At 45.3% G+C, this 18116-nt stretch carries 11 protein-coding genes and 7 pseudogenes; 4 read left to right on the top strand and 14 right to left on the bottom strand.

The genetic code is table 11. The features are described 5' to 3' along the window. Window positions 1–28: 28 nt before the first annotated feature. From NSS88_RS09580 to NSS88_RS09565, 4 genes and pseudogenes are all read right to left on the bottom strand, one after another. Window positions 29–328: pseudogene (locus NSS88_RS09580) on the bottom strand (ATP-binding protein); the annotation flags it as partial. A gap of 115 nt (window positions 329–443) precedes the next feature. Further along, window positions 444–1553, bottom strand: coding sequence for an RNA-guided endonuclease InsQ/TnpB family protein (locus tag NSS88_RS09575; protein ID WP_341084198.1), 1110 nt, complete (start codon window positions 1551–1553; stop codon window positions 444–446). A 162-nt stretch (window positions 1554–1715) separates the two neighbouring features. Beyond that, a pseudogene (locus NSS88_RS09570) lies at window positions 1716–2555 on the bottom strand (magnesium chelatase domain-containing protein); the annotation flags it as partial. 615 nt (window positions 2556–3170) lie between these two features. After that, window positions 3171–4508 carry a radical SAM/SPASM domain-containing protein gene (locus NSS88_RS09565; protein WP_053532356.1) on the bottom strand — a complete coding sequence of 446 codons (1338 nt, stop codon included), beginning with the start codon at window positions 4506–4508 and terminating at the stop codon, window positions 3171–3173. Between the two features lie 319 nt (window positions 4509–4827). Here NSS88_RS09565 and NSS88_RS09560 point away from each other — a divergent pair. Together NSS88_RS09560 and NSS88_RS09555 are read left to right on the top strand one after the other, a co-directional pair. Continuing rightward, a pseudogene (locus NSS88_RS09560) lies at window positions 4828–5016 on the top strand (GntT/GntP/DsdX family permease); the annotation flags it as partial. 75 nt (window positions 5017–5091) lie between these two features. Then, window positions 5092–5316, top strand: a pseudogene (locus NSS88_RS09555) (IS1634 family transposase); the annotation flags it as partial. 349 nt (window positions 5317–5665) lie between these two features. Here the strand turns inward: NSS88_RS09555 and galE are convergent. The 3 genes from galE to NSS88_RS09540 form a co-directional block, all read right to left on the bottom strand. Beyond that, a complete protein-coding gene (gene galE / locus NSS88_RS09550; protein ID WP_061580997.1) occupies window positions 5666–6637 on the bottom strand; it encodes a UDP-glucose 4-epimerase GalE in 972 nt (323 codons plus the stop codon). 14 nt (window positions 6638–6651) lie between these two features. Further along, a complete protein-coding gene (locus NSS88_RS09545) occupies window positions 6652–8394 on the bottom strand; it encodes a phospho-sugar mutase (RefSeq protein WP_341084196.1) in 1743 nt (580 codons plus the stop codon). 397 nt (window positions 8395–8791) lie between these two features. After that, a complete protein-coding gene (locus tag NSS88_RS09540; protein WP_012749092.1) occupies window positions 8792–10072 on the bottom strand; it encodes an IS110 family transposase in 1281 nt (426 codons plus the stop codon). Window positions 10073–10506: 434 nt separating this feature from the next. Here NSS88_RS09540 and NSS88_RS09535 point away from each other — a divergent pair, with 434 nt between their 5' ends. Then, the gene (locus NSS88_RS09535; protein ID WP_050367390.1) at window positions 10507–11682 is read left to right on the top strand and encodes an ISL3 family transposase; all 1176 of its coding nucleotides are present in this window, start codon (window positions 10507–10509) and stop codon (window positions 11680–11682) included. Window positions 11683–11734: 52 nt separating this feature from the next. Here NSS88_RS09535 and NSS88_RS09530 read toward each other — a convergent pair whose 3' ends face one another. The 6 genes and pseudogenes from NSS88_RS09530 to NSS88_RS09505 all read right to left on the bottom strand — a co-directional run bounded on the left by NSS88_RS09530 (window position 11735) and on the right by NSS88_RS09505 (window position 16024). Further along, entirely contained in the window at window positions 11735–13111 is a 1377-nt protein-coding gene (locus NSS88_RS09530) for a sugar phosphate nucleotidyltransferase (RefSeq protein WP_341084195.1), read from the bottom strand. Between the two features lie 96 nt (window positions 13112–13207). Beyond that, window positions 13208–14210, bottom strand: a pseudogene (locus tag NSS88_RS09525) (ISL3 family transposase). 312 nt (window positions 14211–14522) lie between these two features. Continuing rightward, window positions 14523–14621, bottom strand: a pseudogene (locus NSS88_RS16735) (acyltransferase); the annotation flags it as partial. Window positions 14622–14852: 231 nt separating this feature from the next. Beyond that, a complete protein-coding gene (locus tag NSS88_RS09515; protein WP_341085380.1) occupies window positions 14853–14987 on the bottom strand; it encodes a DapH/DapD/GlmU-related protein in 135 nt (44 codons plus the stop codon). Window positions 14988–15069: 82 nt separating this feature from the next. Further along, window positions 15070–15432, bottom strand: coding sequence for a WecB/TagA/CpsF family glycosyltransferase (locus NSS88_RS09510; protein WP_341084193.1), 363 nt, complete (start codon window positions 15430–15432; stop codon window positions 15070–15072). A gap of 106 nt (window positions 15433–15538) precedes the next feature. Next, window positions 15539–16024 carry a WecB/TagA/CpsF family glycosyltransferase gene (locus NSS88_RS09505; protein WP_341084191.1) on the bottom strand — a complete coding sequence of 162 codons (486 nt, stop codon included), beginning with the start codon at window positions 16022–16024 and terminating at the stop codon, window positions 15539–15541. A gap of 284 nt (window positions 16025–16308) precedes the next feature. Between NSS88_RS09505 and NSS88_RS09500 the strand changes: the two are divergent. Next, window positions 16309–17441, top strand: a pseudogene (locus NSS88_RS09500) (IS4-like element IS5377 family transposase). Here NSS88_RS09500 and NSS88_RS09495 read toward each other — a convergent pair. Next, a complete protein-coding gene (locus NSS88_RS09495) occupies window positions 17442–17867 on the bottom strand; it encodes a glycosyltransferase family 4 protein (protein WP_341085378.1) in 426 nt (141 codons plus the stop codon). Window positions 17868–18116: the final 249 nt, after the last annotated feature.

Genomic DNA, 18116 nt, shown 5'->3' with positions numbered 1-18116 from the left:
GAAGTGGGAGTCTTCTCGCCTAATTAAGATAAATCGGCCCGGAAACACGATTTCGATACGCTTGAATTTGTTTCGGACTACATGTGCAATAGCGCGTTCTTGAGCCTAAATATCCACACGGACACGGATTCATCGCCCCAAGCAAAATAAAGTCCGCAGGATATGTTACCGTCGACGAAATACGGCTAATCGTCACTTTCCCCGTCTCTAACGGCTGGCGAAGCATATCCAGCGTCTTTTTCGCAAATTCCGCCATTTCATCGAGAAACAAAACACCGCGGTGTGCTAGCGACACCTCGCCAGGCTTTGGGTGCGTTCCCCCGCCAAGTGACATACTCCCACCACCTACGCTTCGCTTAGAGGTGGGGGCTTCTCGGGTAATCCCATCTCATGATGGGAAGTTGACCGAGCGATCCCCGTGTGCCCCACGGTTCGAGGACAAGTTAGACGATCGCGAATCGTTTCATGCCCTCATGTTTGATATTGATGGCCGCATTGACGTCCCTGTCGCTCTCGAATCCACATTCACAGCGGAATGTACGCTCAGAAAGCGATAGAGACTCCTTGACTCGACCGCAGCACGAACACGTTTTGGACGAGGGGAACCATTTGTCGATTTTGATCAGTTTCTTCCCCTGTTCTTCCAATTTGTACCGAAGGAAAGAGGTGAACATGCCCCAGCCGTTGTCATGAACGCGTTGACCGAAATGGAGGGCTTGGGACATTCCCTTCATGTTGAGGTCTTCGATGACCACGCAATCATACCGTTTCGCTAATTTGTGCGACTCCTTATGCAGAAAGTCTTTTCGTTGGTTCGCAATTTTTTCATGCAGCTTTGCCACTTTCAGACGCTGTTTATGCCAACGATTCGAGCCTTTCTTTTTACGAGACAATTTACGCTGTTCTTTCGCTAATGTTTCCAATGCTTTGCGATAGAATCGAGGATAATTGGCTCTCTTACCCTCGCTATCGACATACAACGTACTCATGGAAAAATCAAGCCCAACAACCGTTTGTACTTCTTTTGGGGCAGGTTGATGTTCGTACTCTGTGAGAATAGAAATATAGTATTTTCCTGTTTTGGTTTTCGTGATCGTACAAGACTTGATGATATGGTGGGCAGGGATCTCCCGATGTTGCTTGAGCTTGATCCATTTCAGTTTGGGCAGCTTGATATAGCCATCTGAAAGCTTGATGTTGCCATTTACCATATTTGTGGTGTACGACTGTTTCGCCTTGCGGTTTTTGAACTTGGGAAATCCAGCGCGGCCAGAAAAGAAGTGTTGAAACGCTTTCTGCAAATTCAATTGGGCGTTTGCCAGCGCAAGGCTGTCCACTTCTTTTAGCCAAGGAAACTCCTTTTTGTACTTGGCAGGGGTCGGACATGTTTGCTGTTTCAAGGATTCTTGATCGTCCTTGAACTTTTCAAACATTTGTATGCGCTCTTCAAGCATTTTGTTATACACGAAACGGACACAACCGAAGGTTTTGGCGAGCAGTTGTTCTTGTTCTTTTGTTGGGTATAGACGGAACTGATAGGCTTTGTTTGCCATATCGACACCACATCACTTCATACCTTGATTTTCGATATATTTTTTCTATAACTGATTATATTGTAATACACAAAAAAGAGACAATTTTAGGCTATACCTAACCGAAATTCATCTCCCACTTTCACTTCGTTTAGAAGTGGGAGACTTCTTTCGGAAAGATGTTAAAGAAACCGATGAAGCGGAATGATGCGGATGACGAAAAGGCGGATGGCCGTTCTCGATTTTTTCCCCTGCCAGCTGGTACAAACTGATCACCTCTAACTGCGCATCATGAGTAAGGCTCGGCAAAATCGTCGGAAACGTTTCCGCCAACAAACTTTTCCCGCACCCAGGCGGTCCAACCATTAACACGTTATGTCCGCCTGCCGCTGCGATCTCTAATGCTCGCTTTGCTTGATGATGGCCAATAATCGATTGAAAATCCCGATGATGCTTTCGCGGGGAGTCTATGATTTCAGGAGTGCGAAAAGCTGGGGATAACGAAAGAACACGTTGTCCTTGCAGATATTGCACCGTTTCTTCCAATGTCTGAACAAAGATACAATCGAGATCTTTCAAATGATGAAACGGAAGTGTGGGATCATACGGAAGGTATACTTTTTGAAAACCGAGCTTCTTTGCTGCCAATATCGCTGGAAGCATGCCATCCACCGGCTGAATCGCTCCATCCAACGATAACGAACCTAAAAACGCTGCATCGGGGGAAACCGGCGCTGTCAGCTTGCCCATTGCCTTCAAAATCCCAATCGCCATCGCCAAATCAAACATCGGGCTATGCTTTTTCCGCTCCGGCGGAGACAAATGAACAACAAGCCTTTTATCAAAAAAATCACATCCGAAAGCATAAAGCGAAGCAAGAACACGTTCCTTTGCCTCTTTCACCGACGCATCCGGCAACCCAACAATCACCATCGCCGCAATCCCCGGCACCTCCTGCACCTCCACCTGCACCCGATACCCTTCTACCCCCCTTAACCCAATGCTTAAAATCTTCACCGTCACTCATCCATCCCTCCCAATCACAGAACATTAGTTCTTACCCATCATTGTAATACCCTCTCCTTTATCTTTCAATTACCAATGTTTCGACAAATTTCGGGTGGTGACAGGCACCAAACCCAGCCACGTTCACTTCATTCGCTGCAACAATTGATTAACCGCCTTTCCACCTGAATGGAGACTCGTAAAGGACGAGAAACAACTGTTTCTTGCCACACAATGTTCTCAAGAGCCATCGAGAGGAACATCAAATCGTTTTTCCAACTACATCACCATCCTTATTCATGCCATGAAGCACATAAAATGGCCCTTGTCTATTCGACAAGGGCCATTGTCATGATCAAATACTTTTTCGTTCACTTCATTTGGCGCATGGTTGATCGTGTATCTTCTTGAAAAAACGAAATCTTTTCGCATCGCGAGAAAAGGAATGCTTGATACATAGTGACGTCAGCCGGGAAAGAATCTTAAACCATTTCACAGCTTTTTCTCGGATCGCCTACCAAACCGTGGTTCTCTCCCATTCATCATTTCAAATGACCAGGCACTGATTTCGTCAGCCGCCCAGAATGGGACAACGCAACAGGCGATGCGGCAGGACGCAAAATACGCATATTCTCACCTCCCTTTCCCTTCATCTCGTACGAATGACTGCGCATCAATCAGCCGGAGCACTTCTTTGATTTTTCGCTTTTCGTGAGGGCAAGGACGATCCCCTGTTCGCAGGCGGTACAACGGGCAATGATTTCCTTGACACGCCGGCCGAAAAAAGCAAGCTTGGCACTGTTCATCCGTTTCCTCTCCTGACGTTACCCATAGAGCGAGCTTATCCATATCGACATCCATCGTTCCATCGGCATGCAGACGGCCGATACGGTTATATTCCTCGTCAAAGGCGCATGTGCATTTATACACTTGGCCGTCGGCCCCGATGACGAAGGAATGTGGCTTCGCCGCATAACAAACCGCCCCAGAAGGCATCAACATCGACTCCACCATCGAGCTCATCGAAAGTCCTTTCTTGATTCCGTATTCCGTCAACTCCCATATTTTCACCTCTGCCGTCCGATGGTCACAAACCGGCAACCGCTCATCATTCGCCCCGCCCCATCTCCCAACGGGACGGCAAAACAGCTGAAAACGCCGGTCCCCGGCAAAGTAACAAGCCAGCTCGTCTAAAAACAGCGGAATCCGGTCAAGGTTGTCTTCATCAAAATTGACCCGGATGTCCACTTCAAATGATTCGTCAAGCGTCTGAATATCACGCAAATGGCCAAGAATCGTCTCGTACGTCGGTCCCCGATTCGCCAGCACCCGCCGCACATCATGCACGTCTTTGCTTCCATCAAGCGTCACCATAAAACGGGTCACTTCACACCGCAACAAACGCCGCATCGTTTCTTTCGACAAACCGTAGCCGTTCGTTGACATGTCCGCTTGATACGCAACGCCATACCGTTTCGTTTGTTCGATGATCACCGTGCTAATCTCTTCAATCACATCGATCGCCAACAGCGGTTCGCCGCCAAACCAGCTGACCGTCAAATGGGTGAGACGCGGAATCGTCTTCGTCAAAAAACGTTTCAACCCGTCAATGACCTCACGTTTCATCTGTCCGCGCAAAAACTCTTGATAACAATAGACACAACGGAAATTACACGCCTCCGTCGGCAAGATCACGAGATGCATCACATCCGTCCGGTGCAACGATTGATGCAAAAACTGCGCCCGTCGCTTCTCATCGACGTTCTCAGCGACAAGAAACCCACACTCCACCAGCGTTTGTTCCACCGGTGACAGTTCGCGGTCAATCCCGGTTCTCTTGAGCGCCTCAAGCACGGCGGCTCTCTCGCCTTCCGCCACCGCGCCAATCGCCCCTGTATAGCTATTGTAGAGAATCAATTCACCTTGCTTCGTTTGCGCCATCGCGTTAAATCGGGACGGAATCCACTTCATGTCTCCAACACCTTTTTGTTGGCTCTTCACCACAACATGTACTTGACAAGCAATACGGTTTCCTGCCCAAAGATGTGCAAAAATCACTGATTTGTTGATTTTCCCTCACAAGCGTAAATAGAGTATGTTCAGAAAAAATCAAGTACAACTTTTGGTGATGAACCTTTTTGTTTATCATTCTATCAATCCTTGCCGTTTTCCGCTGTTAAATCGGTCACATTGGTACTCCTAGACAACCTCATTCATCAAGCTGCGGCACAGGCTAGACCGGCCATCGCCAAAGCGGCAAAGGCAATGGACAAATAGGCAACACTAAAGAGCCGCACAGTCAGCCGCCCTAGGAGCTATGATCTTCTCGTATTTTAACGATAGCCTATTCTGGGTCATTAACCGTATGCTTGGAATAAAAGAAGTGAAAGAACAAATTTTAACATGGTCAATTCCAACAACTCTTGCATGGGATGTATCCTTAATCACGCTACTAATCGTTAATGCATTTTTTGGATAATATATAACTCACATTTCGCACCCTCTCGACGAAAATCGGGAGGATTTTTTCGTTCCGATGTCGAATGAATCCTTGAGAGTGCGTCAGTTTATTACTCCAGAACACCCGTTGAAGGGTTCTGGAGGCCGCAAGCTGACCCGGCCGACGGGACAGGCGATTTTTCAGCTGTTTCAATATGTGAACGTCGTCCTGTTCAAGCTGCCGGATGGGCGCATCCAACGCTCACTGGATCGCTCCCTTACCCCTGATCAGCGAAGGATTCTGCAGGGATTGGGCATGGATGAGAGCATCTACGTGTAACGTGATACGGAACGACCAGCGATGGTAAAAAAAGGATTGCCATCGCTCGTTGTGTTGGTCAAAAAGTTATTCTGAAAAACTAAATAAAAAATCCTTTGTTTTGACCTTGTTAGGGTGCGAAATGTGAGTTGTATCAAGGGGCGAGAGGCATTTTGTTTGCCTAGTCACTGTCGAACTCGGGCATGTCTTTCGCGGTCATATTGCAGACAATTCCCCTCGTTGATACGCTTTGATCAATATATGTTTGAAACGCTCGGTTTCTGGTCGCAGATTCTTTTTCTTCGTCACAACAGTCACCTCCAACATAAATAAGCCTCCCGCTGAATTACTTCAACAGGAGGCTTTGAATTTACTTAGTATTTCGGCTATGCCACTTCCACGCGCTTGCAATAATCTCCTCAAGCGAATATTCCGCTTTCCAGCCAAGTTCTTCGTAAATTTTTTGCGAGGAAGCGACAAGGCGCGCCGGGTCGCCCGGGCGGCGGTCAGTGTATTCGATTACCGCTTTGCGACCAGTTACTTTTTCACACGTTTCAATCACTTCTTTCACGGAATAGCCTAAGCCGTTGCCAAGGTTGTAAATGGCGGTTTTCTTTTTGCCTGACAATAAAGCTTCCAACGCTAAAATATGCGCCTTCGCTAAGTCGGTGACATGGATATAGTCACGAATGCATGTCCCGTCTGGTGTATCATAGTCCGTACCGAAGACGGAAATTTTGTCGCGCTGGCCTAACAAGTGCTGCAAGACAAGCGGAATCAAATGTGTTTCCGGGTTATGGTCTTCGCCAATTTCCCCCGACTCGTGCGCCCCAGCCGCGTTAAAGTAGCGAAGGACGACATAGTTCAAACCATACGCAGAAGCAAAATCCGCTAAAATTTGTTCGATCATCAACTTTGAGCGGCCGTATGGGTTAATTGGATTTGTTGGGCAATCTTCCGTAATCAATTCGACATTCGGAATTCCATACGTCGCCGCGGTTGACGAGAAGATAAAGTTTTTCACATTATACTTTAGCATCGTCTCTAGTAACGTTAAGGTAGCGGCAACGTTGTTTTGATAATACTTCAGCGGATTCACCACCGATTCGCCGACTAAGCTGTTCGCCGCAAAATGCATGACGGCTTGAATCGGGTATTTTTCAAAAATCGGTTCAAGGTCCGCTTTGTTCCCTAAATCCCCTTGCACAAACACCGCGCGGTCATCCACTAAATAGCGATGGCCAGTCGATAAGTTATCAAGCACAATTACTTGCTCTTTTTCCACTAACTCTTTCACTAAATGACTGCCGATATAACCGGCTCCGCCGACAACAAGAATCATATACAATCCCCCAATTATACATTAACTATTTGATGGACTATAGCCATTACCGCGTTTTCTAATGCGGCAACAAGTTCTTCGCTCTCTTGTAACGATGTTCCTCTCACGCCAAAGTAAAACTTCGCTTTCGGCTCTGTGCCTGATGGACGCAAGCAGAACCATGAGCCATTCGCAAGATGATATTTCAACACGTTCGAACGAGGCAAGTCAATCGTCTGTTCTTCCCCTGTCGCGACAATGGTGCGCTTGCTTATCAAATAGTCTTCGATCGCGACAACGCTAACGCCAGCGATTTCTTTCGGAGGTTCTTTGCGGAAGGCCGCTAAAATGTTCGCGATTTGCTCGGCGCCGTCTTTTCCTTTTAACGTTAGCGAACGCAATGATTCACGATAGTAACCGTATTTTTCAAAAATCTCTAATAACCCTTCATACAATGTTTTTCCCTGCGTTTTATAATAAGCCGCTACTTCCGCGGCAAAAATCGCCGATTGCACCGCATCTTTGTCGCGGACAAAGTCGCCGATTAAATAGCCATAGCTTTCTTCATACCCGAATTGGAACGTGTATTCTTTCGTCCGTTCAAACTCGTTAATCTTCTCGCCAATAAATTTAAACCCAGTCAACGTATCGATCGTTGGCAAACCATAATGCTCGGCAATCGCGCGGCCGATTTCCGACGTCACGATCGTTTTCACAACGACGCCGTTTTTCGGCAAGATTCCTTTTGCCTGCTTTTGCGATAATAAATATTCCAGCATCAACGCGCCCATTTGGTTGCCTGTTAACACGACATATTCGCCATCTAAATTTTTCACCGCGACACCAAGCCGATCCGCATCCGGGTCGGTCGCCATTAAAATGTCGGCATCGATTTTTTCACCGTATTGAATCGCTAATGCAAACGCGGCATGCTCTTCCGGATTTGGCGAGGCAACAGTGGAAAAGTTCGGGTCTGGAAGTTCTTGTTCTTTTACAACCGTCACGTTTTCAAAGCCAAATGCTTTTAAACCAGCGCGGACTAGCTTATTGGCTGTGCCATGCAAAGGAGAAAAAACAATTTTTAACTCTTTCGCCACTTCCGCAACTATTTCTGGATTGAGTTGAATCGTTTTTAATTGCTGAAGGTAGGCTTCATCGATTTCTTCGCCGATATAGGTAAGCAATCCGTTTTCCAGAAGTTCTTGCTCGCTTGCTACTTCAACCGTCAATTCATTTTCGACGGCATTGACGTATTGAATAATCGCATCTGCCACAGCTGGCGGGATTTGTCCGCCATCTTGGCCATAAACTTTAAACCCGTTATACTCAGGCGGATTATGGCTTGCGGTAATGACAACACCGGCAAACGCCCCAAGATAACGAACCGCAAACGACAGCTCTGGCGTTGGGCGAAGCTCTTTAAATAAGTAAGCTTTAATCCCATGCTTTCCAACCGTCTTTGCGACTTCCAGCGCAAACTCCGGCGACTTATGGCGGGAATCATAGGCAATCACGACACCGCGCTCTTTCGCTTCTTCGCCTTGTTCCACGATATAACGTGCTAATCCTTCCGATGCTTTGCGGATTGTATAGATATTCATTCGATTCGTACCAGGGCCAATTTCCCCGCGCATCCCGCCTGTGCCGAATTCTAAATTTTTGTAAAAGCTATCTTCAAGGGCTTTTTCATTATGCTGCATCAAAATTAATTGTTGTTTTAATTCTGCATCCAACTCTGGATATGAAATCCATTTTTCTACTGCTGCTTTATATGTCATCTTTCTGTCCCCTCCCTCTAGAAATGTTGATTTATCAAGGCTTTTCGGCCCCTCAGGGGTGTCCAAAAAATATTTTTCGACAAAATCTCTTACATCCTTTTTCAGTTTTGTGGATATCTTACAGACCTAGGGTGCGCTTCGCGGCCACGGCTGGTTATATTTTCCTGCCGTGGGGGAAGCGTATTCGATGCACCCTTTGGATCTCCGCGTCGCTGATGAGGACGAACCCTCCCATGTCTCCGGGCGTCTTCGCGCCAACATTCCCTCGTTCGGTCTCGTCATCAGGCGGAGGCCGGCCAAGCTCCTTTGGGGACTCAAGGTCGAATGGATAAAATCACGCCAGCTTCTCCGGTGTCATCTCGTTGTCCAACGATTCTTCCGTTCGCAGGGGGAGGCCTTAGGCCGCCCGTTGCACCTGGGACAAGACGTCCTGTTTCATTCGCTCCGCGTCAAACGCTTGTTTCTTCGTACAAATCGCAAACAGCACATTCAACAGCTTCCGGCACAAGGCGACGATGGACTGCTTTCCGGTCAGCGGATTGACGGATCGGGTCGTATAATACTCATGCAGCTCGCGAAACGCCTCGTTGTGCCGAATCAGCGGAATCATCGCCCGAAACAGCACCGAGCGCAGCCGTTTCCGTCCCCGTTTGGAGATGTGCTTTTGCCCTTTGCGCTGGCCGGAGGAGTTCTCCTTGAGCGTCAGGCCCGCCAACTTCACCAATTGGCGCGGGTCCCGATAATGGGCGAAGCTGCCGATCTCCGCCAGCAGATCGATGATCGTGGCGTCTCCCAACCCGTCGACCGTTTTCAACCATTGGTACTCCATCGTCGTTTGAACCAATGCCTTCAACTCGGCGTCCAGTGCAGCGATCTCCGCCTCCAATTGGCGGTATCGGCGGACGAGCGCGGCGATCTCAAACCGGGCCATCGCTGTCCCTTCCGTCACCCCAATCGAGTCCTTCGCGGTGTTGATCAACGCCTGAATTTTGGCCTTCTGCGGGCATTTCATCCCTTCGCTTTGCCGGTACACCTCAAGAAGCTCCTCCACCGTCCGGCCGGCCATATCAGCCGGAAGCGGCGTCCACTCCAACACCGAAAGCGCCGTTTTCCCCAAGTCACGAAACACGGTCCAAAACTCTGGAAAATACCGATCCGTCCAGCGGACGATCGCGTTTTTCACCGCCGTCTGTTCCTTGCGGAGCTTCTCTTTGAGCGTGCTTCCCACGCGCAAATCGGCTTCGATCTCGTGCAGCAGCCGGGGAACGAGGAATCGTCCGTCTTTTGCCAGTCTGGCAATGACCAGGGCGTCTTTGGCGTCGTGTTTCGTCGGCAGGTTGTCATCAAGTTCTTTCGACCGGCACACATGCGCCGGGTTGACCATGACCAACGGGATCCCGTGCTCCTCGAGGAAGTAGGCCAGGTTCAACCAGTAGTGCCCGGTCGGCTCCACGGCGACGATCACCTCTGACTTCCCGAACGCTTGCATCGCCCCCTGAATCGCTTTATACAGCTGCTGAAACCCCTCTTTCGACTGGAAGATCGGGAACGACTTGCGAAGCACGCGCCCCCGGTCATCCACGAAGCAGGCGTAGTGGGTTCGTTTCGCGATATCGATGCCCACGACAAGCGTTTGTTCCGTAACTTGATCAATTTTATAGTTTTGTGTACAATTCATCTGAAGTCCTCCTTGGCATGATGGTAGGTATTGTTTGACACCCCTGCATCATACCAAGAGGGCTTTTTTTGATCAAGTCCCCGGAAAAGCTCCTAACGGGAATGCTCCTTTGTTGTTTACAGATGTGTTGAAATGGTCCAACAGTCCCCCGTTGGCTCGGAAGGAATGTCCTACCCGTACAAATCCAACAATTTCATTCCGCTCCAGATGCGTTCCTAGAAAGCGGGGCGCAAGAAAATTGATTAAAACCCTTCCTTTTTCTCTTACTAACAAAAAAAGAAACTTCTAGAAGGAACACATCCTTCTGGCTCTTCACCACAAGTTGTACTTGATCATTGAAGATCGGTGTGCATAGAGAAAATAGAGGGTACAAAAAATGCGAATTTTCCTGTATGGTAAAGGTGTCCAAACCAAACCATTGGAGGAAAATTCGCATGTACGCTCAGTTTATCAAAGAACTCATCGATTTACCAGATGTTTTGATTCAAAAGGTGCGAAAAGAAGAAGAACGTTGGATTTTCGAACTTTCTCTTCCTGAACAATGCCCGTTATGTCCTGTTTGCTTGAAACGCACGATCAAAATGACAGGAAAAAAGAAGCAATGGATGCATGGGTATGCTCAACGGATCGGCATCTTTTGGGTGGAACTCCCTGTGGAGCGTAGACGTTGTTGTACATGTGGCATGACATTCAGCACGTCTTATCCCGGAATTTCCCCTCGAAGTGCAGCGACGGATGCGTTTCAGCAATGGGTGGCGCAATCTTGCATCGGAACATCCATTCAGGCGGTGGCTCGTATGCTCAAGCTTCCGTACACGACCGTTGAACGCTGGTTTTATACCCATGCCCCTTCCTTCCTATCGAATGACATCCAACCAAAGGCAGTTTGTGTCGATGAGTTTGCGTTTCGAAAAGGACATGATTACGGAGTGGCAGTCATGGATGCCGAAACGGGAGAAGTGTATGCCGTTGAAGCAGGAAAGAACGAGGAAGCCATTGGACGTGTGTTGGCTCCTGTGTCTGGTTCTGTTCAGTATGTCGTGAGTGATTTGGCTCCAGCGATGAAAAAAGCCATTCAAGGGGTGTGTCCGGAAGCGAAGCATGTGGTCGATTATTTTCATGTGATTCAATTGTTTACGGAAGCGTTGGATCGATGCCGCAAATCCTTCGGAAAAGGGAACAAGAAACATGGGCATGTTCGGCATGTTTGCCGCTTATTGACCCAGTGCCCCGAGAAACTCACCGAGGAGGAGCGCCAAACGGTGCGGGAGTGGCAGAAAGAGAGTGATTCCTTGCAGGCTGTCTATCAATCCCTTCAACATTTTCGTTATGTATCCAAAAGCCAAAACGAGCGACAAGCGAAACGTCGTTTGAACGCCTGGGTTCATCGGTATTTGTTTTGTCCTTGTTCTGCTGTTCGCGCCATCGCAAAATCACTCGTCAAACGAACAGACGAAATCATATCGTGCATTTTATCCCCTTATTCAAATGGGAAAATGGAGGGAACAAATAACAAGATCAAGCTGATGAAACGTCGGGGATACGGATACAGAAATATCCAGCGTTTTGCATTGCGGGTTCGGCTAGAAACAGCTAACATACTTTCATGACAGGTGCAAGTACAACTTTTGGTGATGAACCATCCTTCTAGCAGCCAAACCATTATTTACTCGCAGAGAAGCAATTTGCCTCTACTTCTTCCCACGTCATATAAATACGAACAATATCTTCCTCAATTAACTGTGTTCCTGTTTGCACTTCGATAAATTCTAAATCCGTAATCGCTTTAATTCCATGTTTCGCACCGACAGGAATTTCAAGCACATCCCCTGGCTTAACGCGGCGAATTTCTCCATTTAAAGCAAATTCCCCTTCACCTTTAATAATGGTCCACACTTCGCTACGCTGATGATGCATTTGATAGCTTAAATTTTTCCCTGCGGTAACGCCAATTCGTTTTGTTAATACTTCTCTTCCATCTTCAAACTTTGTATAATCTAATACCCGATACCAACCCCAGCGGCGTTCTTCATACATTGGACGCTGGCCAAAACCATTTACTAACTCTTTAATTTTCGGGCTCTTCGCTTTGTCGGCAACTAAAATCCCATCTGGGCTCACCGCAACAACCGCATTAGATACTCCCAATACTGTCACAGGAATATCTAGCTCGTTAATGAGGTGGGTATTCTCACAATCAGGACTAATAACACCCTTACCGATTTGGTTTGTTGCCATTTCTTCTGTTAGCGTGTTCCATGTACCTAGGTCTTTCCAATAACCATCGTAGGGCAATACAACAATATGTTTTGTCTTTTCTACGACCTCATAGTCAAAGCTGATTTTTGGTAACTTATCATACTGCTTTAATAACTCATCATATTGAATTGGAAATCCTTTTTCTTGCAGCAATGAAATAATATAGTCAAGTTTAAATGCAAACACACCACAGTTCCAAAGCGCGCCTTGTTTAATTAATTCCGCTGCTTTTTCTTCAGTTGGCTTCTCTGTAAAATGACTTACTCTTAAATAACCGCTATCACTAGATTTGGAAGCTGGAACAATATAACCGTACTTCGCAGATGGATACGTTGGCTCCACACCGATTAACGCCAAATCAGCCCCACTTGCAAGTACGGTTTCTTCCAAATCTTTGACTCGATGAAAAAAGCGATCCTCTACATACGGATCAACAGGCAACACCGCAACGACCTCATCTAAACGAATTCCTTCCACACTATACAAGTAAACCGATGCTAGAGCGATCGCCGGAAACGTATCGCGCCGCATCGGTTCAATGATAATCGGTACTTCTTGTCCTAATTGGCTTTGAATCATATCGACTTGGGATTTGCTTGTAGCAATCACAGCGGAATCAGCTAGGCCGACATTTCTTAACTGACCCCATACGCGCTGTACCATTGACTGCAGCTCACCGTTTTGATTTTCTAACACTTTTAAAAATTGCTTAGAGCGCGCATCGTTAGATAAAGGCCAAAGGCGTTTGCCCGAGCCGCCTGACAAAAGTACTAGTTTCAAAAAAACTCCCCCTATTTTATTATTTAAAATTTCATGGTAATATTTTCTATAATTTATAATTAACTGGTTCATCACCAAAAGATGTACTTGCACCTGTCATGAAAGTATGTTAGCTGTTTCCAGCCGAACCCGCAGTGCAAAACGCTGGATATTTCGGTATCCGTATCCCCGACGTTTCATCAGCTTGATCTTGTTATTCGTTCCCTCCATCTTCCCATTCGAATAATGGGATAAAATGCACGATATCATTTCGTCTGTTCGTTTGACGAGTGATTTTGCGATGGCACGAACAACGGAACAAGGACAAAACAAATACCGATGAATCCAAGCCTTCAAGCGTCGTTTCGCCTGTTGCTCATCTGCTTTTGAACACATAGCGAACATGTTGGAGCGATTGGTAAACAGACTTTAAGTAATCGCTTTCATTACACCATTCTCGTATGATTTGACGTTCTTCCTCCGTCAATTTCTCTGGGCATTGGCTCAATAAACGGCAAACGTAACGAACATTTCCGTGTTTCTTGCCTCCTTTGCCCAAATATTTGCGACAACGTTCTAAAGCATCGGTAAACAGCTGAATGACATGGAAATAGTCGACGACATGTGTCGCCTCTGGGCAAACCCGTTGAATCGCTTTTTTCATCGCTGGAGCCAAGTCACTCACGACATACTGAACGGAACGAGATACATGAGCCAATGCACGCCCAATGGCTTCCTCGTTCTTTCCTGCTTCCATGGCATACACTTCTCCCGTTTCGGCATCCATGATCGCCACTCCATAGTCGTGCCCTTTTCGAAAAGCAAACTCATCGACACAAACCGCCTTTGGTTGGACGTCATTCGATAGGAAGGAAGGGGCATGGGTATAAAACCATCGTTCAACGGTCGTGTAAGGAAGCTTGAGCATACGAGCCACCGCCTGAATGGATGTTCCGATGCAAGATTGCGCGACCCATCGCTGAAAAGCATCCGTCGCCACACTTCGAGGAGAGATGGCTGGATACGACGTGCTGAACGTCACGCCACACGTGCTACAACGTCTGCGCTCGACAGGAAGTTCGATCCAAAAAATTCCGATTCGCTGAGCATAGCCATGCATCCATTGCTTCTTTTTGTCTGTCATTTTGATCGTGCGCTTCAAGACAGGACATAACGGGCATTGTTCGGGTAGAGAAAGTTCGAAAATCCAACGTTCCCCTTCTTTTCGCACCTTTTGAATCAAAACATCTGGTAAATCGATGAGTTCTTTGATAAACTGAGAGTACATGCGAATTTCCCTCCATGGTTTGGTTTGGTCACCTTTACCATACAGGAAAATTCGCATTTTTTGTACCCTCTATGCACACCTACCTTAAATGATCAAGTACAACTTGTGGTGAAGAGCCAATTAACTCGCTTTTTTAAAATTTAATTACTTTCTTATCCAATTATCTCCTATATTTAACTGACGTATTACTTTAGCAGGTGAACCAGCTACTAAAACATTAGGTGGTACATCTTTAGTAACTATATAGACTCCCATGACAAAAAAATTTCGTCACCATCGGAAGGATGAAAAGACCTCTATGTTGAATTTTACAATTTTACACATTTTGGAGTTCGGGTATTTTCAGGATAGATGCAATTTAAAGCTTTAACATTTTTCGTCTTTGCCGGTCATTGCATCCGACTGTCGAAGGCAAGCCACACGCTTGCCTTCGACAGTCGAAAATGGGCAAACCACTTTTCTGTCAAGGATATGTTAAACTTCTTTGTTGCATCTATATATACTCCCAGAGGCAATGACTGAATTTTCCCCTATAGTAACTCCTGGTAATATAATACACTGTCTTCCTATCCAAACATTATCAGAAATTTTAATTTTCCTCGGTCTCATTTCGTCATCCATATCAATCTGATGATAGTTGCTATCAATAATATTTGTAAGTGGACCAATTTTGACGTTATTCCCTATAAAATCACTTTCTTTTTAAATAAATTGAATAAATTTCTTTTATTATTAATAGAAAAAAATAACTATCGTTTACAAAGTATCTTTTAAACAATCTCTTCGGTTCTTTTAAGAATCGATAAAACCATTCTAAACCGTATTTTTGCATCCATAGGGGTGCCCTTTTGACCGTTCCAGCAATAAAGTCTATAGAGGCTCCCACTTGGATAGATAAAGGTACTTTTAATTTTTCTAAGTTTTGATATATGAATAATTCCCCTTTAGGTGATCCAATGGAAACTAATAGTATATCTGGATTAAATTCTTTAATAATATTAATACCCTGAATCCGTGACAGCAGCTCATCAAAAGCACCGGAAAACGTAATCATATCAAGGGTTTAGCCCAGTTTCGGATGTTCACTTATTGAGTGAAAAGCAAAAAGTGTGATATTTGTTGATTTATCAAGCTTTCTCAGCAGTTTGAACGCGTTTTTATCACGGATTCAGGTTAATACATTTATTTAAGGTATACGCCTCATTTTCAAATCCAAAAGGAGGTGAATACGAAGATATCGGGAAGTTATATCCATGTTCTTCCTTTATTCTTTTTATTGCTAAATCCGCTACCCCCGGCAGGGAACCAAAAATAAAAACTCTGTACTGCTTTTTTTGGGCTAATTCAAAAAGACGAGGGGTTAAATCTGATCCAGATACTTTTTCCTTTAAAGATTTATTGAAGACTCTTGACAAAAAGACAATTGGAGCACCATCAACTAAAGTTAGTGCCGCTTTTTGATACGCTTCTTTAAAAAGCCTATTTTTATGAATATTAACTATATGGTCTACATTAGGTGTTACTACAAAATCTGCTTTATTATGCCTTTTATTTTGAACTATAATATTATCAATCTCTCTAACAGCCTCATCCATAGTTAGATTATCAAATGTAACATTAAACAGAGTAACTTTATTTCTTTTCAACCAAATCATCCTCTAAATCCAATTTATTTAATACATATGTTAATTTGTGAGGTAAATTTTCAAATGAATAATGTTTGTAAAAAAGCTTTTTTCCATTTTCTGATAGTTCGATTAGTTTATTGCTATCCCGTTTTAACATATTAAGGGACTCTATAAATTGTTTTGCATTATCAGCTATGATCAGGCGTGTTGATTATCCAATAAAATCCAAAGGGTATAGAAAAAAGAGCACCTTTCCTGTAGAATGTGAGTAACGACACAAACAAACCCAGGAGGTGCTCTCTATGAACAAGCATACCACACTCCCGAATTTGATGCAAAAACTTGTTTCGGATGAAGAGATTCAACTGATTGCCGAAGCGGTTGGGTATCGTGATTCGTCTCGAACCTTTACGTTGCGCGAGTTGATTCACTTCTTCCTGCTGGCCGCCATGCATCAATGGAAAAGCTTTCGCCACGGAGCCGATGTGGGGCCTCTGTATGGATTGCCGCGATTCCATTATTCCACAGTATCCAAGAAAGCGAAAGAAGTTCCCTATGACATCATGAAACGCTTGTTGGCGTTGATCATTTCCAAGTGCAACCGCCAAACCCGCCGCTCGCTTCGGTTTCCCAAACCGCTTCGGGTGGTGGATTCGACGACCGTCACGGTCGGGAAAAACCGCCTGCCATGGGCGCCATATCACGGCGAACGCGCCGGAGTGAAGCTGCACGTCGCGTATTCGCCGGAATCCTCGCTGCCGGCAGACGTGGTGGAAACCATCGGACTGCGTCATGATGGCCCGGTGGGAGAACAGTTGACGAACGCTCAACAAGTGCTCGTGGAAGACCGGGCGTATTTCAAAATCGAACGCCTCGATCGATTTGTGGAGCAGCATCAGCTCTTTGTCATTCGAATGAAGGACAACATCGAACTTCATCAGAAAAAAGCTTGAAACGCCTTTCCAGCACATCCTCATCGGTTCAAGCCGACTTCACGTGCCAGTTGGGGACGAAACAATGCCGCTCCACCAAGCGTCACCGGGTAGTGATCTTTCGAGATGCGAATGGCCGCGACATTCGGGTCGTGACGAACCTCTTCCATGCGTCTGCGGAAACCATTGCCGACATGTACCAACAACGTTGGACTGTTGAGGTCTTTTTCCGTTGGGTGAAGCAATATCTGAATGTCCCGACCTTGTTTGGCACGACGGAAAATGCGGTATACAACCAACTGTTTGCGGCGTTCATCGCGTATGTGTTGCTGCGATGGCTGTATGATCAAACCAAAAAACAGACGAACGTCTCTCTTTCCTTCATTTCGTTCGTTCGCCGTTTTTTCTCTGGGCAGCTTCCTCTCGATTGGAAATCCGGGATGGCCGCTGCTTTGTTTGAGTATGCCCAAATTTATGGAAGGCGTATGTATAATTTTGGATAATCAACACTCGTGAGCTATGATTATACTTTTATTTTTCTCATATACCAGACCTTCGGCACCTATAGAAGTCGAAATGACTGGTATGCCTTTGGCAAAAGACTCTATAATTTTCACTCTTTGACCACTTCCCATAAATAAAGGAACAACACTAACATCACATTGTCTAATGTATTCATCAACATCATCAACATAACCCGTTACAAATACATTTTGTCCATTATGATATTTTTGGATGTATCTGGGTGGATTACTTCCAACTATATACATCTCATAATCATTTTGATTAAGATTAACCCAAACATTTTCCATAAACCATCTAATCCCATTTTGATTAGGATACCAAGACATAGAACCAAGAAATAAAATTTTCAATTTATCCTTTTCCTTCTTTTGATACTCGTATTTCTTATTTAATTTTAAATGTATAGGTATAACATTTAGTTTTTCTTCCTTTATACCAAATCCTTTGAAGACTTCCTTATCATTTTCACTTAAGCAAATAATCTGTTGTGCAAGTTGTAAAGATTTTATTTCGAATCGTTTAAGCTTAATAAACTCCAGTAAACCTAATGCTTTTTTTATAAAATTTGACTCTGTTTCAATTAATCTTTTAAAAATTAGACTTTCAACGTTATGCTGATCTAGAACTAGTTTGTTTTTTGAAAAAAGATGTTG

The organism is Geobacillus sp. FSL W8-1251 (assembly GCF_038005945.1).
Classification (GTDB): domain Bacteria; phylum Bacillota; class Bacilli; order Bacillales; family Anoxybacillaceae; genus Geobacillus; species Geobacillus stearothermophilus.
This window is presented reverse-complemented; position numbering and strand designations above follow the sequence as displayed.